This window comes from Ornithinibacillus gellani (genome assembly GCF_003730295.1).
Taxonomy (GTDB): Bacteria; Bacillota; Bacilli; order Bacillales; family Amphibacillaceae; genus Ornithinibacillus_A; species Ornithinibacillus_A gellani.
Genome location: NZ_QTSZ01000041.1, coordinates 144,548 through 168,566, shown reverse-complemented (window position 1 = coordinate 168,566; position 24,019 = coordinate 144,548). Strand labels below are relative to the sequence as shown.

22 protein-coding genes are annotated in these 24,019 nt (G+C 40.4%); 13 read left to right on the top strand and 9 right to left on the bottom strand.

Features of this window, described 5'->3' with window-relative positions:
• The first annotated feature begins 111 nt into the window (after positions 1-111).
• From DX933_RS13130 to DX933_RS13120, 3 genes are read left to right on the top strand one after another with little or no spacing between them, the layout of a single operon-like run.
• Positions 112-606, top strand: a complete 495-nt coding sequence (locus DX933_RS13130) for a MarR family winged helix-turn-helix transcriptional regulator (protein WP_123316901.1) — start codon at positions 112-114, stop codon at positions 604-606.
• A complete protein-coding gene (locus DX933_RS13125) occupies positions 603-2,333 on the top strand; it encodes an ABC transporter ATP-binding protein (RefSeq protein WP_123316900.1) in 1,731 nt (576 codons plus the stop codon). Before DX933_RS13130 ends, DX933_RS13125 begins: the two co-directional genes overlap by 4 nt.
• Positions 2,330-4,120: an ABC transporter ATP-binding protein gene (locus DX933_RS13120; protein WP_123316899.1), complete on the top strand. Its 1,791-nt coding sequence runs from the start codon at positions 2,330-2,332 to the stop codon at positions 4,118-4,120. The genes DX933_RS13125 and DX933_RS13120 overlap by 4 nt, the downstream gene beginning before the upstream one ends.
• Positions 4,121-5,267: 1,147 nt before the next feature.
• Here the strand turns inward: DX933_RS13120 and DX933_RS13115 are convergent.
• Positions 5,268-6,497, bottom strand: a complete 1,230-nt coding sequence (locus DX933_RS13115; RefSeq protein WP_123316898.1) for an IS110 family RNA-guided transposase — start codon at positions 6,495-6,497, stop codon at positions 5,268-5,270.
• 616 nt (positions 6,498-7,113) lie between these two features.
• Here DX933_RS13115 and DX933_RS13110 point away from each other — a divergent pair.
• Positions 7,114-8,019, top strand: coding sequence for a glycine betaine ABC transporter substrate-binding protein (locus tag DX933_RS13110; protein WP_123316897.1), 906 nt, complete (start codon positions 7,114-7,116; stop codon positions 8,017-8,019).
• A 397-nt stretch (positions 8,020-8,416) separates the two neighbouring features.
• On the opposite strand, the gene DX933_RS13105 is transcribed toward DX933_RS13110, so the two are convergent.
• The 3 genes from DX933_RS13105 to DX933_RS13095 are packed head-to-tail and all read right to left on the bottom strand — an operon-like array spanning position 8,417 to position 9,238.
• Positions 8,417-8,641, bottom strand: coding sequence for a hypothetical protein (locus DX933_RS13105; protein ID WP_123316896.1), 225 nt, complete (start codon positions 8,639-8,641; stop codon positions 8,417-8,419).
• Positions 8,642-8,651: 10 nt separating this feature from the next.
• Positions 8,652-8,891 carry a hypothetical protein gene (locus tag DX933_RS13100; RefSeq protein WP_123316895.1) on the bottom strand — a complete coding sequence of 80 codons (240 nt, stop codon included), beginning with the start codon at positions 8,889-8,891 and terminating at the stop codon, positions 8,652-8,654.
• Between the two features lie 26 nt (positions 8,892-8,917).
• Positions 8,918-9,238, bottom strand: a complete 321-nt coding sequence (locus DX933_RS13095) for an ArsR/SmtB family transcription factor (protein ID WP_123316894.1) — start codon at positions 9,236-9,238, stop codon at positions 8,918-8,920.
• Between the two features lie 148 nt (positions 9,239-9,386).
• On the opposite strand from DX933_RS13095, the gene DX933_RS13090 reads away from it, so the two are divergent.
• From DX933_RS13090 to DX933_RS13080, 4 genes are all read left to right on the top strand, one after another.
• The gene (locus DX933_RS13090; RefSeq protein WP_123316893.1) at positions 9,387-10,109 is read left to right on the top strand and encodes an ABC transporter ATP-binding protein; all 723 of its coding nucleotides are present in this window, start codon (positions 9,387-9,389) and stop codon (positions 10,107-10,109) included.
• Positions 10,106-10,876 (top strand): ABC transporter permease, encoded by a 771-nt coding sequence (locus DX933_RS13085; protein ID WP_123316892.1) that lies wholly within the window; start codon positions 10,106-10,108, stop codon positions 10,874-10,876. The genes DX933_RS13090 and DX933_RS13085 overlap by 4 nt, the downstream gene beginning before the upstream one ends.
• Positions 10,877-11,132: 256 nt before the next feature.
• Positions 11,133-11,279: a hypothetical protein gene (locus tag DX933_RS18490; protein WP_190279521.1), complete on the top strand. Its 147-nt coding sequence runs from the start codon at positions 11,133-11,135 to the stop codon at positions 11,277-11,279.
• 187 nt (positions 11,280-11,466) lie between these two features.
• Positions 11,467-11,823, top strand: a complete 357-nt coding sequence (locus tag DX933_RS13080; RefSeq protein WP_145962281.1) for a hypothetical protein — start codon at positions 11,467-11,469, stop codon at positions 11,821-11,823.
• Between the two features lie 483 nt (positions 11,824-12,306).
• Here the strand turns inward: DX933_RS13080 and DX933_RS13075 are convergent, their stop codons facing one another.
• The gene (locus DX933_RS13075; RefSeq protein ID WP_123316890.1) at positions 12,307-12,786 is read right to left on the bottom strand and encodes a DUF4188 domain-containing protein; all 480 of its coding nucleotides are present in this window, start codon (positions 12,784-12,786) and stop codon (positions 12,307-12,309) included.
• A 3-nt stretch (positions 12,787-12,789) separates the two neighbouring features.
• The gene (locus DX933_RS13070) at positions 12,790-13,344 is read right to left on the bottom strand and encodes a PadR family transcriptional regulator (RefSeq protein WP_123316889.1); all 555 of its coding nucleotides are present in this window, start codon (positions 13,342-13,344) and stop codon (positions 12,790-12,792) included.
• A 153-nt stretch (positions 13,345-13,497) separates the two neighbouring features.
• Between DX933_RS13070 and DX933_RS13065 the strand changes: the two genes are divergently transcribed.
• Entirely contained in the window at positions 13,498-14,367 is an 870-nt protein-coding gene (locus tag DX933_RS13065) for a hypothetical protein (RefSeq protein ID WP_123316888.1), read from the top strand.
• Between the two features lie 46 nt (positions 14,368-14,413).
• Here the strand turns inward: DX933_RS13065 and yedF are convergent, their stop codons facing one another.
• The 3 genes from yedF to DX933_RS13050 all read right to left on the bottom strand — a co-directional run bounded on the left by yedF (position 14,414) and on the right by DX933_RS13050 (position 17,228).
• On the bottom strand, positions 14,414-14,653 hold the full coding sequence (gene yedF / locus DX933_RS13060) for a sulfurtransferase-like selenium metabolism protein YedF (RefSeq protein WP_123316887.1): 240 nt from the start codon (positions 14,651-14,653) through the stop codon (positions 14,414-14,416).
• Positions 14,643-15,851, bottom strand: coding sequence for a selenium metabolism membrane protein YedE/FdhT (yedE, locus tag DX933_RS13055; protein WP_123316886.1), 1,209 nt, complete (start codon positions 15,849-15,851; stop codon positions 14,643-14,645). Before yedE ends, yedF begins: the two co-directional genes overlap by 11 nt.
• Before the next feature lie 141 nt (positions 15,852-15,992).
• Complete coding sequence (locus tag DX933_RS13050) at positions 15,993-17,228, bottom strand: helix-turn-helix domain-containing protein (protein ID WP_123316885.1); 1,236 nt, start codon at positions 17,226-17,228, stop codon at positions 15,993-15,995.
• Positions 17,229-17,609: 381 nt separating this feature from the next.
• Here DX933_RS13050 and DX933_RS13045 point away from each other — a divergent pair, with 381 nt between their 5' ends.
• From DX933_RS13045 to DX933_RS13030, 4 genes are all read left to right on the top strand, one after another.
• Positions 17,610-21,791, top strand: a complete 4,182-nt coding sequence (locus tag DX933_RS13045; protein ID WP_123316884.1) for a S8 family serine peptidase — start codon at positions 17,610-17,612, stop codon at positions 21,789-21,791.
• A 66-nt stretch (positions 21,792-21,857) separates the two neighbouring features.
• A complete protein-coding gene (locus tag DX933_RS13040) occupies positions 21,858-22,406 on the top strand; it encodes a signal peptidase I (protein WP_190279520.1) in 549 nt (182 codons plus the stop codon).
• An 18-nt stretch (positions 22,407-22,424) separates the two neighbouring features.
• Positions 22,425-23,102, top strand: coding sequence for a hypothetical protein (locus DX933_RS13035; RefSeq protein ID WP_123316882.1), 678 nt, complete (start codon positions 22,425-22,427; stop codon positions 23,100-23,102).
• Positions 23,103-23,426: 324 nt separating this feature from the next.
• The gene (locus DX933_RS13030) at positions 23,427-23,798 is read left to right on the top strand and encodes a protease inhibitor I9 family protein (protein ID WP_123316881.1); all 372 of its coding nucleotides are present in this window, start codon (positions 23,427-23,429) and stop codon (positions 23,796-23,798) included.
• Positions 23,799-24,019: the final 221 nt, after the last annotated feature.

The following is a 24,019-nucleotide window of genomic DNA, read 5'->3' as shown; positions in this document are numbered from 1 at the left end:
GAAATATTGCTTTCAAATGCTTGACTTGGTTTGTTAACGGGTATATTATTTTCTAGTAGTTCAATATTGAACAGTTCAAAAGTAAATTATTATGTGCTGGATTGAACACAGATGCATTTTCTGAAAGAAGCGGGTGAAGATATGGAAAAAGAGTTGAATCATGCCAATCGGCAAAAAGAATTAATGCAGTCCATTTGGCGTCTGCAGAAGTCTATTATGGTACGGGCGAAGAAAACAGCTGCATCAAATGATTTAACGATGCCGCAGTTTTCGATTCTGGAAATGATGCGTAATAAACAACAGATTGCACAAAAGGAATTACAGACGAAAACCCATTTTCCAAAAAGTACGTTGAGTCATGCTATTGAAGGGCTTGTTCAGGCAGGTATATTACAGCGTACCCCTGTGGAAGGAAATCGTCGGGAAATGGAATTGTCCTTAAGTGAACAGGGATTGGCGTTAATTAATCATATGAAACTGCAGGAAGACGGGGTTTATGTCAGGTTCAAGCAGGCCGTTGACTCCTTTTCCGATGAAGAGTTTACAGAATTGATTCATTTACATCAGCATATTGTATCGTTTTTTGAAGGGAGTGAAACGGAATGAAATTAATTTTTAAGAAATTATCCCCCTACAAATGGTTGATTGCATTGGTATTTGTATTGCTCTTTGCACAGGCAATGTCCAACCTCCTTTTGCCAACCTTGATGGGGAATATTGTGGATAATGGGGTTGTTGCCGGCGAGATACCGTATATTTGGAAGATTGGCGGTGTCATGCTCGGTGTGTCGATATTAACCGTTGCTGTATCTGTACTGGCAAGCTTGTATTCTGCGAAAATTGCTATGGGGCATGGGCGGGATATCCGCAGGGATGTATTTCGTCATGTCCAAACCTTTGCGATGAAAGAATTTGATGAGCTTGGTACCGCCTCGCTCATTACGAGAACGACGAATGATATTACCCAAATCCAGCAGGTTATGATGATGATGCTGCGCTTGGTGATTACCGCTCCGCTCATGATGATTGGCGGAATTATTATGGCCGTTTCCAAGGATGCTAAATTATCACTTGTCGTGCTTGGTGTCATGCCGTTTCTCGTGCTAGCAATTGTATTGATTATGAGAAAAGGAATGCCGTTGTTTAAAGCAGTCCAAAAGCGTTTGGACAAGATGAATTTGGTCATGCGTGAGAATTTGACCGGTGCCCGTGTTATTCGGGCATTTAATAAGGAAAATACAGAGGCGAAGCGATTAAAAGAAGCAAACGGCAATTTGACCAATGTATTAATTAAGGTTAATAAGCTGATGGCTTTCTTGATGCCACTCATGATGTTGCTCATGAATTTAACTGTCGTCGGTATCATTTGGTTTGGTGGGATGCGAATTGACGGAGGCAGCATGGAGATTGGTGATTTGATGGCCTTTATCCAATATGTGATGCAAATTATGTTTGCACTCGTCATGGCTTCGATGATGTTTGTTATTTTACCGCGTGCGGCAGTATCCGCGAACCGGATCAAAGAGGTGCTGGATACAGATCCATCCATCACCGATCAAGTAGAGGCACATCGATCCACTGCTGCTGCAACTGGTACATTGGAATTTGATCATGTTGATTTTTATTATCCTGGAGCGGAGGAGCCTGCTTTAACCGATGTGAATTTCCGTTCCAACCCAGGTGAAATCACCGCGATTATCGGTGGTACAGGATCCGGGAAGTCGACGCTCGTTCATTTGATCCCACGGTTTTATGATGTAACGAATGGTGCGATTCGGGTCAATGGTGTGGATATTAGAGAAGCATCACAGGCAGAGGTTCGTTCCAAAATCGGTCTCGTTCCACAAAAAGCATTTTTATTTACTGGAACAGTTGCTGAAAATATTCGCTACGGAAAAGACGATGCGACGATGGAGGATATTCAGCGGGCAGCAAAAATTGCCCAGGCAGATGATTTCATTTCCAAAATGGAGCATGGCTATGATACGAAGCTCGAACAGGGTGGAGCCAACTTATCTGGTGGACAAAAGCAACGCCTTGCAATTGCACGGGCTTTGGTCAGACGTCCAGATTTGTATTTATTTGATGATAGTTTCTCTGCATTGGATTATAAAACCGATGCGAAGTTACGTCAGGCATTGAAGGAAGAAGTGACAGATGCTTCGATTGTAATTGTTGCTCAGCGTGTAAGCTCGGTAATGGATGCTGATCGAATTATCGTATTGGATCATGGAAAAGTGGATGGTATTGGTACACATGAGGAATTACTGGAATCCAGTGCCATTTATCAACAAATTGTAGAATCACAGCATGGAGAGGAGGAGACCGCATGACCAAGCAAAAACAACCAGAAAAGAAAAAAGGTACATTGAAGCGGCTCCTTCGCTATTTGGCACCCCGTCGTAAAAGACTTTTTCTGGTGCTTTTAGCAACCATTTTAAGTACTGTATTTATGATTTTAGGACCAAAAGTGATGGGGGATACCATTACAGAGGTGTTTGAGGGGGCCTATGCTCGGTTGACTGGAACAGGTACAGGCATTGACTTTGGCAAGGTCGGCCAAATGCTGCTCTTCCTCGGAGCCTTGTATGTATTTAGCAGTTTATTTACGTTTCTTCAGCAATATCTCATGGCTAGTGTCGCACAAAACACCGTCTATGATTTGCGCGCAGATATTTTTAAGAAATTGAAAAAGCTGCCACTGAAATATTATGATGGCCATTCCCATGGCGATACGTTAAGTCGGGTTACGAATGATATTGATACGATTGGGAATACACTACAGCAAAGCTTAACCCAATTCATTAGCTCAGTCGTAACACTTGTCGGTATTATCGTGATGATGCTGACAATTAGTCCAACCCTCACATTGATTGCGTTGGTGAGCTTGCCGTTATCCGTATTTGCGATTCGGCCATTCTTGAAAAAGTCACAGGAATATTTTTCAAAGCAACAAAATACGTTGGGAAATTTGAATGGGCATATTGAAGAAATGTATACAGGTCATCAGGTGGTCAAAGCGTTCGGACAAGAACAACAAGCGCTGGAAACCTTTGATGATGTAAATGAAGATTTATATGAGGCAGGTCGTCGTGCCCAGTTCATTTCAGGAATCATCATGCCAGTCATGATGTTTATCGGAAACTTAAGCTATGTGCTGATCAGTATTGTCGGTGGTATTTTGGTAACACAACGCGTCATTGCGATTGGGGATATCCAGGCATTTATTACGTACACGAGACAGTTTAATCAGCCAATTAACCAAGTAGCTAACATTGCGAACATTATTCAGTCCACGATTGCTGCAGCTGACCGTGTTTTCGCATTGTTGGATGAGGAAGAGGAGATTCCAGAAACATCTTCAGGCGAAATCGTACAGGCAGACGGAGCAGTCACCTTTGAACATGTCGCATTTGGCTATGGGGAAGAATTGCTTATGAAGGATTTGAATATTGATGTGAAACCAGGCCAAACCGTTGCAATTGTTGGTCCTACCGGTGCAGGTAAGACGACACTCATTAATTTACTCATGCGTTTTTATGAAGTGAATAGTGGATCCATTAAGGTGGATGGTCAAGATATCCAATCCATGTCACGTCATGATTTACGAAATCATTTTGGCATGGTGTTACAGGATACGTGGTTGTTTAATGGAACAATCAGAGACAATATTGCTTACGGTAAAAACAATGCCTCTGAAACAGAAATCATTCAGGTAGCCAAAGCAGCCCATGCCGACCAGTTTATACGCACCCTGCCAGATGGTTATGACACCATCTTGAATGAGGATGCATCCAATATTTCACAAGGCCAGAAACAGCTACTAACCATTGCACGAGCCATTCTGGCAGATCCACCAATTATGATTTTGGATGAAGCAACATCAAGCGTGGACACACGAACAGAAGTCTTTATTCAAGAAGCAATGAACAACATTATGGAGGGACGAACAAGCTTCGTTATCGCCCACCGCCTCTCCACCATACAAGGCGCAGATAATATTCTTGTGATGGATCAAGGAAATGTGATTGAGCAAGGCACACACGAAGAATTACTCGCACAAAACGGCTTTTACGCCGATTTATACAATAGCCAGTTTGCTGAAGAGCAAACAGGTTAATCCAAAGAAGAAGGGTTCCGCCACAAGCGGAACCTTTTTTCTTTAAGGTGGGGAATGACTGCCAGGTAAGAACTCGCGCGTCTATGGCTGAAAGTCGCGCGTGGACCGGGTGAAGTCTCGCGCCAATCAGTAGAAGTCGAGTATCAACCAGGTAAAGTCGAGCGCCAATCAGGTAAAGTCGAGCACCAACCAGGTGAAGTCGAGCGCCAACCGGGTGAAGTCGCGCACCAATCGGTAGAAGTCGAGCACCAATCAGGTGAAGTCGCGCGTCAATCGGGTAAAGTCGAGCACCAATCAGGTAAAGTCGAGCATCAACCAGGTAAAGTCGCGCGTCAACAGGCTAAACTCGAGCGCCATTCCCCCCGTACTCGCGCTTCCCCCAGCCGAAGAAAATTTAAAATGATGGAATCGGTCTGCCGATTCCACCCCCATCTGTTTCAAAAGAATTATTTATCCCATATTGCCAGAAAGTCGCATGGCTTTGGGTGAAAGTCGCATGACTTGCCCCTTAACTCGCATAACTTCCACTCAAACTCGCATGCCTCGGCCATAAAGTCGCATAGGTTTGGCCCAAACTCGCATACAAATGATCAAAAGTCGCATGCATCAACAGGGAAGAAATCGGCAGCAGCCGATTTCAACATTATATTTCGGTTGAGGGAATCGTCTTTGGACGATTCCAATCAGAGATAATGGCAGGGAAGTAATGTTCCCCTGGTAGGAATGATTTTCTCTTTTTAAAATGATTGAGTATGGGTTTACGCTGTATAAGGTTGGGGAGTATTTACGAGGAAATGGAATGAAATGAATATATTTACTAAAAAAAACCTCGAAATCTAATACGGTATAAACAATTTGTACAGTTTTAACTGTATTTAGAGTTTGTGAAATTGAAAAATAGGCTTTAACATTATATAGGTTGTTCAAAGGCAATTGAAACGAAGAACAAGATACAACATCAGATCACCTTAACATTGCTTTAAAAAATATATTTAATATAAAGACCTGCGGTAATATGTCAAGATAAAAATAGTTAGTTATTTATTTATCAAGGTACAATTATCTTAAAAAAGGCAACACAAAACCGATACCAGTAAAATTATGTAAATTACTGGTAAAGCTAAAGGATTCAGAAGCTATTTATGCTTCATATATCTACGCTCCTTTTGGGCGTGTAAATTTGGTTTTTGCGTAGTAGCGCATCAACCAAACGCACAAATTTTCTTGCGGTTAAGACGAGGGCTCTTTTATGTTGATGTTTCGGTACTTCTTGATATTTCTTTGCGTAATACTCACTGTATTCAGGGATCTGCCTTCTTACCGAGTTGGCGGCTTCAACTAAGTAATATCGTAGATACTGATTACCATTACGCGACAAGGAAGTGTGATCTGCAGTAAAGCGACCAGATTGGTGTTTTCGCCAATACAGACCAGCGTACTTGGCGATTTTCTCTTCATTATCAAACCGTTCAACTTGGCCAATTTCAGCGATAATTCCCGCTGTGAAAACAGGACCAATACCAGGTATCGATTGCAATACTTGAGGAATACCTTTCATAATTCGCTCAATAGATTTATCCAGTTCTTTAATCTGTTTTTCAAACGTCCGAATTAATGTGATAGACGTTGAAAGAATCGCATCTATGGAATCTTCAACAACCTTGTCTAAGCGATAAGAGGATCGTGCTGCTTTTTGAATGGATTTAGCTACTTGGTTGGCGTCTGGGAAGCGATTCCTTCCCTTTACCCTTAAGTAATCGGCCAAGTCTTCTAAGTCCATACAAGATAATTCTTCTAAGCTATAACTTTCTAAAAAGAAATCCATCATTGCTTTACCGAATACAGATGACTCCACATCCTCTGTAAACGTATTGCATTTATAGCTTAAATATTGCAGAAAGCGTTGTTTCTCTTGTGTGACCTGCCGGACTAATTGGTAGCGCGCTCGTGTTAACTGTTGAAGAGCAACATACTGTTCTTCTTTCACAATAGACATGGGCAGACGTCCAAAGCGCATATAATCCGCGATGACGAAGGCATCGATTTCATCTGTTTTATCCATGTCACTATAGCTCTTTTTGAAATTAGCTATTTGTTTAGGGTTCATCACAAACACTTGTCCACCAAGTGCTTGAATGAACTTATCATTGTGTAAAAACATGGACGGATGAAAACTATACACACTAGTTGATTCAAGACCGATGCGTAATTCACTGACAGATTTCCCTTGAACGGCATGTAGGATTTCGTCTCTTAACTGAGTAGCACCAGGCAAGTCATTGTCTACTGTGAAGGAACTTAACTTATCTCCTTCACCATTTAAAAAACAAACCTTGATATCAAAAGAACTAACATCTAAACCAACAAATAATTTCATGGGATTAACACTCCTTTCGATTTAGAATCATTGGAACTTAGCTCTTGGACGCTCTGAGATATCCCTAGTGTGAACGTTGATCAGCAGCCTCGTCTATGAGTACTATCCTTGTATCGAAAGCCGCCTTGGAGCTACTAACATCCAAGTTCGAATATCAAGGTGTACAGCCTGCGTGTATGAAGATCAAAACGCACACTGGGAAACAGTCTTTCTTATGCGGTTATGCCCGCAGGGGTTGAAAGAATTGTCCCAAATGATCCTATGACCATTATCTAGGAATATCACGGAACGTCCAAGGCGTTTGCCATATTATTCAGATAGGTACGCAATCATTTATAAAAATAATTGCACTTTTTTAGTTACTTGGAACGAAAGGCGGCGACTCCTGCGGGAAAAGCAAATGGTTTCGGTGGGATGAACGATAGTGCAATCCCATGAGTCTTGAGACCCCACAGGAAGTGGTTTTCTTCCGAAGAGGCTCAAGCCATGCCCGCGGAAAGCGTCCTGTAGTGCAAATTAACGGGTCTAACAGATGTAATAATTTTTAGAAACAGTGAGAAAAAATAGGTGGAAAAAATAATGCCTAAATATAATATACGAGGGGTTGGAAAGAAGAATGAACAGTAAATTAAAGGTTTTATTTCTATCAGTCATGATGCTGAGCTTGCTTGCGTTGGCGGCATGTGGCGATGATGGAAGTGATAGTGCGGAAGAAGGAGATTATAGTAAGGCCGTAGATTATACCATTACAGGTATTGAACCAGGTGCAGGAATTTCTGTTACCACAGAAAAGGCGCTGGAAGAATATGAGGAATTGGATGGTTGGTCTGTTGAGTTCTCCTCCACAGCAGCGATGATGTCAGAGCTGGAAAAAGCATATAAGGAAGAGAAGCCTATCGTTATTACAGGCTGGAATCCACATTGGATGTTTGCGAAGTATCCAGATATGAAATATTTGGATGATCCAAAAGAAGTGTATGGTGGAGATGAAAGTATCCATACATTAGCTAGAATCGGATTGGAAGAAGACATGCCTGAAGCCTATAAACTCATTGATCAATTTGAGTGGGATGTAGAGGATATGGAGGAAATCATGTATGAAGCCAATGATACTGGCGAAGAAATTGAAGATATCGCTAAGCGTTGGGTGGAAGAAAATGACGATAAAGTATCCAAATGGACAGAAGGCGTTGCAGATGTAGATGGGGTTGAATTTGAACTTGTTTCTACACCATGGGATTCTGAGCGTGCTTCCTCAAGCGTATTGAAAGAAGTGATGGAACAAAAGGGATTCAAGGTTTCGGTGACCCCCGTTGATGTTGCAATTATCTTTGAATCGGTAACGAATGGGGATGCAGATGCAACTATTGCTGCATGGCTACCTTATACGCATAAAGAATTTTATGAGAAAAATAAAGATGATCTCGTTGATCTTGGACCAAATCTAAATGGAGCGAAAATAGGACTTGTTGTGCCAGAATATATGGACATCGACTCCATTGAAGAACTGAAAGCAAAATAAATGTCTAAACAACAGAATTCCGCCTTATGGGCGGAATTTTGTTTCTTTCATATTACTATATGGGCTATACTTGCTAATTACTAAATTCAATAAAAATTAATACTGTTAAAACGATCATTGCTATGCTAAAAATACTTTTTTGTATTTGCTTAGTTTCTCTCCTTCATTATACAACTCATATATGATTAACAACACAACACCAATATAAGTGTATACCAGATAATAGGAGATACGCAGCACCAGCTAGCGGTTTTGTATTGCTTCCAAAGAGGAACCTATCATGTTCCGCATATTAGCCCAAATTATGATTTTTCGTGATGTACAATCAAAAACGAGACGCTATCCTAATTGGAATGGCGTCTTTTTTTTATAAAATCCCTATTTCTAACTATGGTTATTATTCCACGTCCTTTAATAATCGTTCAATTCTTGTAATTTTTTCCCCAAGCTCATTCATCATCTGTAATTGTGCTTGTTGATTCGAAGCATTTTCTTGATCCATTTTTAATCGTTCATCTGCACGTGCTTCAGCGCGTTTGACGAATCGGATAACCAATATAATTGCCGTAATCGCTAATATGATGGGCATAAATGCAATGAGAAGTCCCGGTAAGGCTACCATATGATCCCTCCTAATCTACTGATTTTAGAATGGTTTCTATTTTGGTTAGTCGGTTATTTAAATCATCTAAGGTGTGCATTTGTTTTTGCTGAAAATTAGCATGTTCCTTCGCTATTTTTAATCTTTCTTCAGCACGTACTTCAGCTCGTTTCATTACCCGGAACGCGAATATAATTCCAATGATTAATAAAGGGAACGGTGCAAAAAAGATGATTTGAATGATGAAATCTCCCCAGTTAAACATACTCATATTATTGCTCCTTTCCGTCATTGCCGTTATTCCTTCTTCTTTTTCAAAGTTAAACTGTCCGCTAACTCGGTAATAAATTGTGGGTTCAGTTCAATGAAAAAAGGGTTTAGTTCAAAATATTTCATTGTCTTTCCTTTATCAGAGACTTCATAATCTCCTTTGATTAGGTTTGCCTCCTCCAATCGTTGCAAATGTAGATACAGCAATGGTCTGCTGATTCCCAACGACCGTGCCAACTGACTCACATATTGTCTTTCCTGATGTAAAATTGAAATAATTTTTAACCGGTAGGGATTAGAAAGGGCTTCAAGAATCCGTAATAGTTCGTCGCCATTTTGAATATTCATGTAATAAATATATTACAGGTGTTAATTATAGTCAACATATGATGATAGAAATCTGGTATATCCATCAGATTTAATATACGAAATCCGGGGCAAACTGGTAAAATGGATGGTAAGCGAAAGTTTGAAAAAATGAGAGGTAGGCATACATATGAAAGACGCTGCGCTGGAATTGAAGCATGTACATTTTTCAGTTAATGGGTTACATATTTTAAAGGATATTACGGGGGTTATTCCAAAAGGGAAAATAACGACGCTTGTTGGTCCATCAGGTGCTGGGAAGTCTACATTATTTAAATTATGTAATGGACTGCAGACCGCAAGCTCGGGGGACATTTATATAAAAAATAAAAGGATAGGGTCATATGAACCTACAGAATTAAGAAGACTTGTAGGAATTGCGCTTCAAGAGGCAACGATGCTAAGCGGTTCTGTAATGAAAAATATTGCCGTGCCATTGACGCTGCAGGGTAAGCAAATGGAGAAAGAAGAAGCTGCTCATTTATTGGAAATTGTCGGGCTCGATCAGGGGTTTCTTAATCGGGATGCTAGTGACCTGTCAGGAGGTCAGCGGCAAAGGCTATCCATTGCCCGTACGTTAGTCAATCGCCCCCAAACTTTATTATTGGATGAGATTACCTCCTCCTTGGATAAAGTCTCACAGCAGGATATTGAAAAGTTAATTGTAAAAATAAATCAGGAGTTCGGAACGACAATAATTTGGATCACGCATAATCTGGAACAGGCCATGTCGATTGGCGATTATACTTGGGTCATGATGGATGGGGAGCTTGTGGAAACAGGCCCAAGTGACTTATTAAATAATCCGAGTGATGCACGAGTGAAGCGGTTTGTGAAGGGGGAAATTGAATGAGTTATGTAACATTAAGTCTGACACTGATTTTCGTCCTTATTCCCCTCGTATTATCGAAAACATTCAAGCTTGGTTTGGAAAAGGATACCCTTATTGCAGCTGTTCGCTCTATCATACAATTACTTGCGGTAGGGTATGTGCTCCAGTTTGTATTTGATTCCAAGCAAATGATTTATATCGTTTTAATGGTATTGTTGATGATTGTTGCCGCAACCCATAATGCAAGAAAAAAAGGAACGTCGATTAAAGGAATCACTTGGAAGTTATTTGTTACTTTTGTATGTATTGAGGTGCTGACACAAGCAATTTTGCTTGGGCTTCGAATTACTCCGCCAGAGGCTCAATATATTATTTCGATAAGCGGCATGGTCATCGGTAATTCCATGGTGCTTGGGATTCTTTTTCTTAACCGTTTTACGGCAGAGGTGGAAACCAACCAGAAGCAGACAGAGCTTATTTTATCATTAGGCGGCACACCAAAGCAGGCGATTCATACGCAATTGATTACCGCTATTAAAGCAAGCACGATACCAACCATTGAAAGTCAGAAAACGATTGGTCTGGTGCAACTGCCAGGGATGATGAGTGGACAAATTATTGCTGGTGCAGATCCGGTTCAAGCGGTTTTATTTCAGTTGCTCATTCTATTTTTATTGTTGACAACTGCAGTTACTACAAGCATTATGCTCGGGTATTTATCTTATCCAACCCTATTTAACGAGCGCATGCAGTTTTTGAAAGAGAATTTGGCAGTGGAAGAAAGCTAGCAATCAAAAAAAGAAAGAATTACCGAAGAATGGTGTATATTATCAAATTAGATTCGGGTTCGTAGTGGAAGGCAATCATTCGAGATGGTTGACCAGTGAAGAAATTTCACAGGGGGTAATAGAAGCGATAAAGGGTAAAGAGCGGCTTGTTACGGTTGGTGTCGTGGATCCTTGGGAAATGCGGCCTTAAATCAGGTTGAATTTGTTTGTGCTTTTGTTAGCAATAGAAAAATAGACAATAGGCGAAGGGGCCAGAATGAAAAAATGGTTGGTCATGTTTGCGATAGGAATTCTCTTTCTTGCTGCATGTGCAGATGGAAAAATAAAGGTGCATGGGCAAGTGGATGAACAGCTTACCGCAGATTCGATGGAAGCAGTCTGGTACAAAAAAGTCAACATTTGATAAGGAAGAAGCTACATTTTTTGACGATTATATGGATACGTATGGAACTAAATTTTCCGACAAGGAATGGACCACCGCTAAATATAGTATGCGGGGCAGATTTGAGATTGAAATCAAATCTGCCCTTTGTTTTGTTGGCAGATGGTAAACAAAATGCTGCTTGGGTTTCACCCCGCCCTCAGTTCGAGTGAAAAAATCAGTCGGTTACGCTGAAAAATTCGCTTCGCTCACAGTTCGAGTGAAAAAATCAGTCGGTTACGCTGAAAAATTCGCTTCGCTCACAGTTCGAGTGAAAAAATCAGTCGGTTACGCTGAAAAATTCGCTTCGCTCACAGTTCGAGTGAAAAAATCAGTCGGTTACGCTGAAAAATTCGCTTCGCTCACAGTTCGAGTGAAAAAATCAGTCGATAATGCTGAAAAATTCGCCTCGTTTCCATTTCGAGTGAAAAAATCAGACGGTAATGCTGAAAAATTCGCCTCGCCCTCAGTTCGAGTGAAAAAATCAGACGGTAACACTAAGAATCTCGCCTCGCTCACAGTTTGAGTGAAAAAATCATGTGGTAATGCTGAGGAATTCGCCTCGCCCTCGGTTCGAGTAAAAAAATCAGACGGAAACCCTGAAAAATTCGCTTCGTATCTTCGTTTAGCTAAAATAAACCTTAATCATACTTGTAATTAAAAGTCCAGGGAAGAGTTCGCAAACACACGGATTGAGTGTTTTATTTTTCTAAATCCCGGAAAGTCGCCATAAAACACACGTAACGAGTGCTATCGGACTTCCAACGGCCCTCAGGTTGGGTGTAATATATCCATCAAATCTCAAAGACAATACAAAAACACACATTTAGTATGCTGTAAATCTCTAGTAAACCTCAGATTGTGCGTTTTCAATCCTATACCTACCCAAAACATGTCATAGTGTTTGTTATTCTATTGCGCATAACGAGTGGTGGCATGAACGAATGTTCAGCTAAAGGGGATCGGGGGGCGTGAATTTCCAGAATGCACACATCCCCCGGGTGAATTCTTATTCGGCTTGGCGTAATCTTTTTTTGGCAGTGATGGTTTCTTTTGTGATTGGTGTATGTTTCATTGCTTTTGCCAGGCCATATAATGGCATGTTGCCGTATAAGGATTCATAGTTTCCTTGTCTGACGTAGTATGTTTCGTGATAAATACCAACCGCGTCGTTGTTGCCGACTTTTTTATTGAAATTCCTCCAGGCGGTCAGATGTAATTTATCTTTTGCGTAGGTGATGAGGTCTTCAGTGGAGCGCCAATATTGAATCATGACGGTCGTTCGCAGGCCAAAGTACATTTCTTGGCTCAGAAATCCGAGTTTTTCTTTATGCTGATGGAGCTCCTTAATCATTGGTGCCATTGCACTAAAGACTGGTAGCCATTTGTGAATTTTTAGGCGCTTATTCACGCGCATTCCAATGATAAATACGACAATATTCTCTTCATTTTCAGTGGTGAAACGTCCAGTGTGGATGTGTTTCCCCATGATTTATTCCTCCTTTAATCGTAATTGTTCCATGGTTACGTCACACCATTCGATAGCCGCTTTTGTCGTTCTTTTACCATAATCCAGTGTATAAAGCCAGTAATCCAAATCGCTGTGATTCTCTTCTTCTGCTGTTAATCTTTGTTCGATGCTTGTGTAAATTTGGTAGGTGGTGGCAAGCTTTTGCTTATAGGCTGTGACATGCTTTATTCCGTCTGCTATAGATTGGTGACGTCCAAAGAATAATTTTAATAAGACTTCGTTTCGTTCGGATGGCAGTTGTTCAATCGGTTTTTTCAACCATTCCAGCAATGCCTTTTCTCCTTTGTTGGTAAGGAAATATTCCTTTTTATCGGGTCGGCCTGCTTGTGACGTCGTTTGTACGGTGGCAAGTTCCTCCTTTACAATTCGTTTTAGGTTTGGATAGATTTGGCCATAGCTGATTTTCCAGAAGTGGTTTAAGCTTTGATCCATTAATTGCTTGATGGCATATCCGGACCGGCAGCCTGTTGTTAAAATGCCAAGAATAGCGTATGTGGTATCATTGTATGTTTTCATTTGCTTCATCCTATCTAAAAGATATATATCATTTAGATATACCATATCATATTCCATTATCGTTTTCAAATTGTTTTTACAGGTATGGAAATTTAGGGTATAACATAGATAATATGTATCGTCGTGTAATCAAAGTGAGGGAGGGAGTTGAGCATGTCCAAAAAGGTCATCGGTATGATAGCAATTTTATTGGTGTTGGGTCTTATTGTGGTAAATTGGGCGATAAAGGAAAAGGATAAAGAACTGGATTTTCCCGCAATATTGATGCATAAGGAAGCTGGCGTTTTGATGTGGGTGGAGCTGGAGAAGGCGAACAAGGCTCAAGTAACTGGACGATTTAACCAGTGGATTCAGGTTGAGGACGAGGGGAAAGAGTCGCATATAGATGTGCGTCCATCCATGATCAATGCCAACTATAAAAAGAATGAATATAAATGGAATGTGATGGATGATGGAGAAAAGCATACGTACCATGGCTGGGTGTCTGATGGTAAATTCCTGGTGCAACCAGAGGGGGAAACAGAGCCAACCACACTTCATCCTGTAGATGAAGCGACACTGCAAGCGGAACAGACTGCTTTGGAGCAAGCAGTCGAATCGACGGATGAGGATGCTGAATATAAGGAAAAAAATCGGTTGAAACACTTCTTTGAGAAATTAAATAACGTATATGGATTTGTTTATGCTTCAGAGGATAACCATCTCCAGCTGTTTATTAAAATCGATGAGGCATTATTGGAAGGTGAAGTGAGTGGTTTATTGACTGTAACAGAATGGGATGCGGACGAACAGACATATCAAGAAAAGGTGTATGAAGCGAATGGCATTACAGATGGTCGCATGCTGGAATGGTTTGTGGAAAAAGAAGAAGAGTCCGTTAAGCTGGAGGGCAGTATTCAAGAGGAGGCAAGGTGGCTGGAGCTATCGTATTGGAATGCTGATCAACCGCTTGATTATATTGCAGTTACAAAGGACGAATACGAGTTGCGTCACAAGGAATTTCTAGATAAAAAAGCGGATTAGTTATAGAAAAAAGCAGATGCGCCTGAACTGCATCTGCTTTTTTTCCTTAAGCATAAATATAAAACAAGTATTCTTGCCCGTTCTTAACCGGATCCTGGGCAAAGGTGTATCCGTGTTTCAAAGCCTCTTCTGGTACGTTGCGGAAGGATGAAGGGCAATCGGTAATTACTTGTAATAGTTCACCTTCATTCATGCCTTCGAGTGCTTCCAATGTATAAATCACAGGGTATGGACAGGATTCACCGCGTAAATCCAAGGTGAAATCTGCTTTTTTTTCAGCTTGCATGTGTTTTTGCTCCTCTCTTCATTTGCATATTACGTTGGTAACGTTTTTCCCAATAAACAGTTAATCCATAAAGGGTACCGAGCATGGCTAAGGTAGCTGCAATGGCGCCAATTGGCCCGATGGAATCGAGCAAATTAATCGGTGAACCGCTTTTCACCAAGAGGTTGTAGATACCTAAATGATCCCATGCATAGGCTAAGAAGGTTGCTCCAACAATATTTCCGATGAAAACTGTTAGATATAAAACTTGCCCCTCCATGAGTCTGTACATCATGCCGGTTTCACAGCTGGAAGCCATGACAATCCCAAGCCCGAACAATACACCGCCAACAAAGGTGCTTAATGCAGCGATTTTCGTAATTGGTGGTATATCATATAGGACGATGACAATGATTGTTAAAATCGAGCTGATTGCCATCCCAGCAATGATTGCTTTTGCCATTAGGCTTCGTCCGACAAGCCATAAATCACGGAAGGCGGAGGTGAAGCAGATTTGCCCGCGTTCGATTAGAATCCCAAATGCTAATCCGAATAGCGCACCAAAACCGAGTAATGTTTTTCCACTGGCGAAAAAATATATGACAAGTGCTGCATAGGCAATCGTGATGACGCCACCGACATATGGCTGGACGACATGTTTGTTGACTTTCGATGGTGCAGCGGCTCCGCGCATGAGCGATGGTTTACCTTTCCACCAGCGCATTTTCGTAACTTTAGCTCCAAAAAAAGTCCCGATACCTGTGGCTACAATAAATATCCAAGAATGAATGGAAAACTGTGGTACGCCAGTAAAGAATGCGGCGAGATTACAGCCAAGTGCCAGCCTTGCACCAAAACCGGCAATGATACCACCGACCAACCCTTGTACATAACGTCGCTTTTGTTGTGGCAGACGAATTTTGAAGCTATTGCTGTATAGCACCATGATCAAAGCACCAATGAACATTCCCCATACAATCCAGCCGTCTGGGCGACTCCAGGTCGTTCCTTCTAAATGGACCAGTTGAAAATATGCCCAATCGGAAACGTCGACCCCGATAAATTGAAGTATATGCCCGCCAAAACGAGTAAATTCCCCCGTTACAGCCCAAACGGTTGCTGTCAGCCCAAAATAAATAGCACTGAGCAACCCGGCCAGGATTAATGCAGTATATGGATGCCAATATCTTTGAAAAATCGTTTGAATGATTGTTTTCATGTTGTTTCCCCCGAATCAAGTACTGTTTTATTTTAATCCTTTTATAATGGAAATAAAAGTGAAAAACGTTGTATATCCAGTTAGATATTGGGTTTTTTCTATAAAAAAGAAGACGGTTGTCCCATAACCGTCTTCTTGTCGTTAATCATCCAATGTTTCAACTAATGGAATTGCAATTTGCAGGGCTTTTTCCGATTCTCCTATTTTTGTATAGTAGGCAAATAATTCCTTTCGATAGCGCTGTGCCAGCATAATATAGCCATGTGTATCCATATATGGCAATGCCTTACTGTCAATATAACGATAATATTGTGATTCACGGTTCAGGATGGCGTATTTATGCAAATTCAAAATAATGGTAAACAACATTTCATTAATATCATTGGCAATGCTTAATCCTTCATGAATATAGCCTAGCAATTCTTCCTGAGATAACAGATTACCTTCCGCACCGCAGCGAATAAATCCTTCCAATGAAAGCAAATAATAGGCCGTATCCTTTTCTTTGAGCTCCATCGATTCCTTATACATTTTTTCTGCTTCTAAATAATTCCCGCGTCTTAGATGTTCATATGCGTAGTTATGCAGGATCTTCGCTTTTTTATCCATGGAGTTACATAAATCACAGATGGTAAGGAGGTTTTCATATTGTTCGACCGTTTCTTTAAAATCACGGTGATAATCTGATTCAATTTGAATAATCATTAGATTTTCTGCATCAATAATGCCAAGGAAGTTATTTCTTTTTTTATATAAATTTAACGCCTGCTCGGCATAATAATAGGCTAATACGGGTGATTTATTATGATAATAGGCCGCAGCCAGATCGTAATAGACGAGTGGATTGGAGTAGGTATCAAAATCAATGCTCTTTAAAATATTAATAGATTGCAGGTGATCGCTCATCATGGTGTAGTAAATACCTAGAACATGCTTATATACATTCTTCTCAAATTCTGGCAGGTTTTCACTATCCTTGGGAAGTAGTTTCATATATCGTTCCACCATGTCTGAATCACCAAGTTTAATATAATATTTAACTTGAATCATCTGGTACAGGCCTTGGTAATCAGAAATTTGTATCAATGGATTATTCTTCAATTCTTCTTCTATTTCCGCAGCAGCCTGCATATTTTGGGAAATAATCATTTCATGCCATAAATCGAGTTTTTCCTTAATCGAAGTTAAGTGAAGCACTTCTTTCTCCATATCAATCTGCAGCCGTTCTGCCAAAAGTGATGTAATTTCGGAAGCATATTCTGTTAATCCTCGTTCAATTTTACTGATATGAGTGGCGGAGCAAATGCCCCTTCCTAGTTGTTCCTGGGTTAGTCTGGCTTTCTCGCGGTAAAACTTGATGATTTTCCCCTCGTACATGAATGTGTCCCCTTCTTTTTTTATAGGTCATAAGTAGTTTATTAGATGCATGGAAAGGTAATTTTGAGTTATTGCCTGTAATAATATACTGAATCTTTAGTCTTAATAATGATTATATTATAGATTTGGGGTTTTTATCGATAGTCCTTTTGGGGTGTTTTATACCCCGAATAAGCCAAAATACGGTGTTTTGATCATTTGAATAGGCGAAAAGAACTATTTTAAATTATCTGAAATAAAAGAATAACCCCAATTTACAATATGCAATTAGCTGATAATCTAAATATGGGAGATATTCTAATCTGTAAAAAGGGGGATATGATGCTGCGTTATTTTATTCATTGGTTTTGAAAATAAATTTAGAACGGAGAGGGGAATAACATGATTAAGAAAAGACAATTAAAATGGTTTACGGTTTTATTAGCAATTATCATGCTAATCGGCTCACAGCTTATGCCGTCTGCACAGCTTGCTCAGGCAAAAGGGAAGCAGCAAGCAGATGCGATGGAAGTGCTGAAAGGTCTTACGAAGGAACAACGTGCAGCATTAAAGCAACTCGATACACAGACTGGATATGTCGTTCAGCCAGGAATTAATGTAGATTCGGATTCTCCGATTCATGTCATTATAGAATTTAAACAAGATCCGGCTGCAGTTGAAATGGCGAAAGCACAAGTAGACAAAAAGCGCAGTACGCTTTCCCTGGCTGATGCAGAAGATAAGGTTGAGGCTTCTCATCAAGCATTTAAAAAGGCGCTAAACAGCCTAAATAAAGCTAAAACATTTAAAGCGGATACTGATATTTCCATTACAAGCGAATATCGGAATGCTTTGAATGGTGTAGCGGTTACATTACCAGGTACAGCAATTAATGAATTATTAAAGACAGGTTTAATTAAGCATGTTTGGAAAAATGAAGAGGTCCAATTGGAATTACCAAATGCAAAGGCCGATAAAATTTCACCTAAAATGATTGATAGTGTTCCACAAATTGGTGTGGACAAGCTACATGATGAAGGAGTTACAGGTGAAGGCATCCAAGTTGGGGTCCTTGATACCGGGATTGACTATCATCACCCGGATTTAACAGGTGTATATAAAGGATATCGCGCAACAGAAGGAGAGGATCCTGCAACAGTGGACCCTGACAGTGTAAAAGGGTGGGACTTCATTGAAGATGATGCTGATCCTATGGAAACAACCTATGACGAATGGCTAGAATCTGGCTATCCTGAGTTTGATCAGCTAGGCAATAGCTATTATACCTCTCATGGTACGCATGTTTCCGGTACAGTTGCTGGACAGCAAGAAAACGATGTCGATTATGCAGTAAAAGGTGTTGCACCTGATGTTGAGCTGTATAGCTATCGTGTGCTTGGTCCATATGGTAGTGGCGGCATGGATGGAATTATTGGCGGTATTGATAAATCCATTCAAGATGGGATGGACGTTATTAACCTTTCCTTAGGGGCGGCTGGTAATGACCCATTACACCCATTATCTATTGCAGTAAATAATGCCATGCTTTCTGGTGTGGTAGCAGTTATTTCTGCAGGCAACTCTGGTCCTGGTGCAAAAACACTTGGAAGCCCGGGGGCAGCAGCATTTCCAATTGCAGTCGGTGCAAGTGACGTGTCCCAATCCATTCCTACGTTCTCTGCAACGGCGGGTGAATTATCATTTTCCGATGTTCAACTATTAAGTAAGCATTTTTCCGATGATTTAGAAGCCTTGGTTGGCCAATCCTATGATGTTGTCTTCGCTGGGCTAGGATCGGAACAAGATTTTACAGATGTAGATGTAACAGGAAAAATAGCCTTAGTAGAGCGTGGCGATTTAGCCTTTGATGAAAAAGTTAGAAATGCAAAAGCAGCAGGAGCAAAAGCAGCGATTGTATACAATAATGAGGCTGGACAAATCCCTTATTATTTGGGAGAGAGTACAAAATACCTTCCAGCATTCCGTCTTTCTAAAGAAGATGGTGAGAAATTAAAAGCAGAAATTGAAAATGGCGCAGCATTTACATTTGGTGAACTAGGTAATACACAATCTGAAGGTGACAACCTGGCTGATTTCAGTTCCCGTGGTCCGGTATCAGGAAGCTATGATATCAAACCAGATGTTGTGGCACCAGGTGTTGCAATTTTCTCAACGTATCCATCCTTTATGAATGATCCAGAAGGTCATAATTATGATCTTGCTTATACTAGAATGCAAGGAACATCGATGGCAGCACCACATGTTACTGGTGCAGCAGCATTAATTTTACAGGAGCATCCAGATTACAGTCCTTTTGAAGTAAAGGCAGCGTTAATGAATACTTCTGTAGACATGAAAGAGGATTACGATGTTTTTGCAGTAGGTGCTGGTCGAATTAATGTATATGATGCAGTTCATGCGTCTACATCAGCAATTGTCCAGGACAAAACAGAAATGGTAGAAAATAATGAACTGGTAATGGTAGAAAATCTTACTGGATCGATGAGTTTCGGTAATTATTATTTGACGCCGGATGAAGTGATTTCTGTCCAAAAGCAAGCGGTCATTAAAAATACTTCTGACGCTGATAAAACCTACACGGTTGAAGCGGAATTTTTACAGGAAAAAGGCAAGCGTCAGAACGCAGAAAAAAATGGTGTTACACTGGACCTTCCAGAAACGATAACAGTTGAAAAAAATAGTTCTTCGGAATTGGAAGCTTCTATTCATATTCCGGATGATGCGGCTTTTGGAACATATGAAGGTTATGTAAATATTGTTCATGAAGATGAAAAAGTACGTATTCCATTTGCGATTCGCATATCTGATAAAGGCTTTGATTTTGTAGAGTTGGATCGACATGCAGTACCGAATGAGTGGGAATTCCACCCATTCTTGAATCCGTTTATCTCCATGAATTTCCAATTGCAAAGTCCAATGGAAACGATTGATATTATTGTGAAGGATTCCGAAACATTGGAGCCACTTGGAATAATCGGAACTGCTAGTGAATTGCAAGCAGATGTCACATATAGTTTGTTGGACGCATTTAGAGGAATCATTAGTCCATTTACAGACGATCCAAATGATCCAATTGGGATGAACCCAATCTTCTTACCAGAAGGGGATTATATCTATACATTGATTGGAACGGATAAAGATGGACAAGTATACACCAAGGAGCTAACTGTAGTCGTTGACAATACACCTCCAGAAATAACTTTTGAAGATTATCAGCCTGGAGTTATCGAAATTGATGAGTCCATGTATACCGATCAATATGGTCATTATGCATTCTGGGTTCACACGAATATCTATGACTCTACTATTGATTTATTGAATGAAAAAGGGTTCGAATATGATCAGTCGGAAAATGTTGTAGCATATTTTGAAAATCATCCATTCCCAGGCGCACTTGGTGTAGATCCAGATGGAACTATGAAATTCGGTGTTCTGCCTGAGGAGATTGAGGATGGTTCGCTAAATCTAGAGCTCATACCAGTAGATATGGCAACTAATGCCGATATGGATACGCTTAACAGGTTTACTTTTGTTCAAAAAGGTTCGGAATATAGTGTGCCAACATACGACAAGAATAAACTGCAAAAAGACGAAGAAATAACTATGACGGTTGACTTGAATAATGTCAAAGCATTAACGGCAGGTAATTTCGATGTTCGTTATGATGGCGACTTATTTACATTTAAAGACATCAAAGTTAGTGAAGAATTTCAACGTTTTGCAGAGGAAAATGGTATTGACGTTCAACTAGAAGATCCAACCTTCTATGATGATACGTGGGGCGATTATGTGAAGGTAGCTGCTGCACTGGAAGGTGAAGGTTTTGAAGGCTATTCCGGAAGCATTGATTTCCTTGATGTAACGTTTGAGCTGAAGGATGATTCCTATTATGGGCCAAGCTCCTTGTTTAATGTAAATGACTTTGAATACCAGCAATATGGTGAAACAGATGCGAAAAAATTACCTGTTTATTATCATCATAACTTCAAGATTATTCCTAAAACGTCAACTGTGACTGGATATGTTTTTGCGGAGGCATTTATCCATGAGGAAGGATATATGCTTACGAAGGACTACGAAGGAATGGGTGTAAAGGTATACGCGAAAGACAAGAATGGCAAGGTGTTTGAAGGAACCGTAGATAACAATGCACAGTTCGAAATTAATGACTTGCCAGTAACCGAAGATGATTACACTTTCTATATTGAAGTTCCTGGTCATTTAACAACCACATTTACATTAAATCCAGCCTACGAGGAAGACGGAACATGGTTTGGCGATGAAGTAAAAGCCTATGCAGATACCAATCTTGCAGGCGATGTAAATAATGATGGTGTAATTGATATTCAAGATGTGATGCGAATTGTTGCATTCTACGGTAAATCAAATGATGCCATGGACATTAACAAGGATGGTATTGTTGACGAAATAGATATTCGTTTCATTGAAAAGAACTTCTTAAAGGTTGGTCCAGATGCGAAAAACAAGAAACCGTTGGAAAAGCTTGGACCTAAAGGCTTGGAAGACTTCTTGAAAGCAATTGGATTAGAACCAACAAAGTAACATGGGACCTCCTGCATGACTGGTTCATGCAGGAAGCTCTCTACCAACAGGATGGGGTGTGACAGGATGGAAAAGAACACAGAGAAAAAGCCACTGCAGAAAATATTAGGTATGATAGCAAAAACGTGTATGGTAGGTATTTTTCTACTCGTGTTGCTTGTCTTTGTTCAGGTGATTAAAAATCCTGGTCAATCCCCATCTATTTTGGGATATAAACCATTAACAGTGCTCTCAAATAGTATGGATCCGGCTTTCGAAACGGGCGATCTAATTTTTGTGAAAAAAACAGATGCATCAGCAATTGAAGTCGGTGATGTGATTACTTTTCAAGCTAAAGGCGAGCCATTGATTACGCACCGCGTTGAAGAAATCATCGATGATCAAAACGGGATCAGTTTTATTACGAAAGGCGATAACAATAATGTCGCCGATGATATGCCGGTCACTGCAGATATGCTGCAAGGGAAACAGGTTTTTCATATTCCGAATCTCGGCTTTATTGCCAAGTTCGCCAGCGGCTCAAAAGGGGTTATATTTCTAATCATTATTCCGCTAATAGGATATGTTGCTTTGGAAATTTGGGAACGAACGAAAAAAGTAAAACCAGAACATTAAAAAATGGAGGAATTATACATGAAAAAGCTAAAAAAGGTATTGTTGACAACATCACTTTCCGGTGCATTGATTGCATCAGCAGGATTAGGAACATACTCTTGGTTCACATCTGAAACGAATGCATCTGGTGAGCTAAAAACAGGTGTATTGGAAATCAATAATGGTGAGGATATTGGTGAAGCTTTATTTGAAGGGGAGCAATTTGCACCTTCACAATTAGAGTATGGTAACTGGGTTTCTTTATCCAACACTGGTGATATGGATGCGCATTTAAAAGCAACCTACCATCATGCAGTTGATAAAGCATCATTGGATAAATATGCAGTTGGTTATATGGCAATGAAATACACCGTTCAGCCTGGACAAGATGTATATGAGGATTCAAAAATTGCGCTTGATAAACTATTCAATGGTACGACAAATGAACGCGCGGCTCTTGCTAACGCACCAGAAGGCGTTGAACTGAGTGCAAAGGTATTATCCGAAGAAGAGGTTACTTCTGGTGAGATTTTACTGGGAGAAGGCTCAGAGGATGATTTCTGGGAACTTGAAGAAGGGCAGTACATCGATATCATGGTTGCAGTAAAGTTGGATGAAAGCGCAGGAAATGAATATCAAGGTGTTACTTACGAGGCGAATTTGAATGTAATCGCTAAGCAAACAGATAATGGTGCAACATACGGCGACGAAGAATAAGACTAGGTGAATGAATTTTTCATAAGAACTTGGGCGAGGGGTTGTTGCTGACAACCCCTCTTTACTTTCTACATGTGAATTGGAAAGTAAGCAAATAGGATTTGTTAGCGCTTGCGCTTGAAATGGAAGATTGTAAAACGACGTTTGTTTGTTAGGATATGGAAATGATGGAAAATATGGTGAAAGCTACTTGCGTTATTGGTATGATGAATGCATGAACATACATAAGTAATATAGCAATCTGATCGGGCGTATAGATGAAAAAAGAGGATTGCCCATTCGATAAATTGTTTCAACCAACCAAATAGGTAAGGAGGTGTTTTTTTGTCCATATATATAGATCCACAAATAGATTTACACAACGAAGAAACGATCAAAGTTATAATTGAATTTAAAACAAAACCAGCTAAGGTTGCCGTTGCTACAAGCACAACCGGGTTGACGCTGGAACAGGCAAAAGAGCTAGTGGAAAAAAGTCATACGGCATTTCAAGAAGAGTTAGAGAATTTATTGGAAAGCAAGCAGTTGCCATACACCATTACGAACAGCTATAAGGTGAGCTTGAACGGTGTTGCACTGGAGCTCCCAGGGATAGCCATTAACGAACTGCTTGCTTCCAACACGATCAAAGCCATCTATATCGACCGTGTAATCAGTATTCCAAAACCACCAATAGATACGAGATACCAAATATGATTGACTTGGCCCATCTGCACAGCGTTGTGTAAGGTGGGTTTTATTAATGGGGATAGGAATCGGTGAACCGATTCCCACAACTTTTTTGTGTGGTGGTAGATGCTGTTGGGTACGACGTGAACGAGAAAAATGAAATGGTCGTCGCGGAGAATCGCTTTTAAAGATCTACGAGTGAAAAAGGGAGGCGAAGACCGCGTTGACTCTTGCTTCCCGAGACCTCA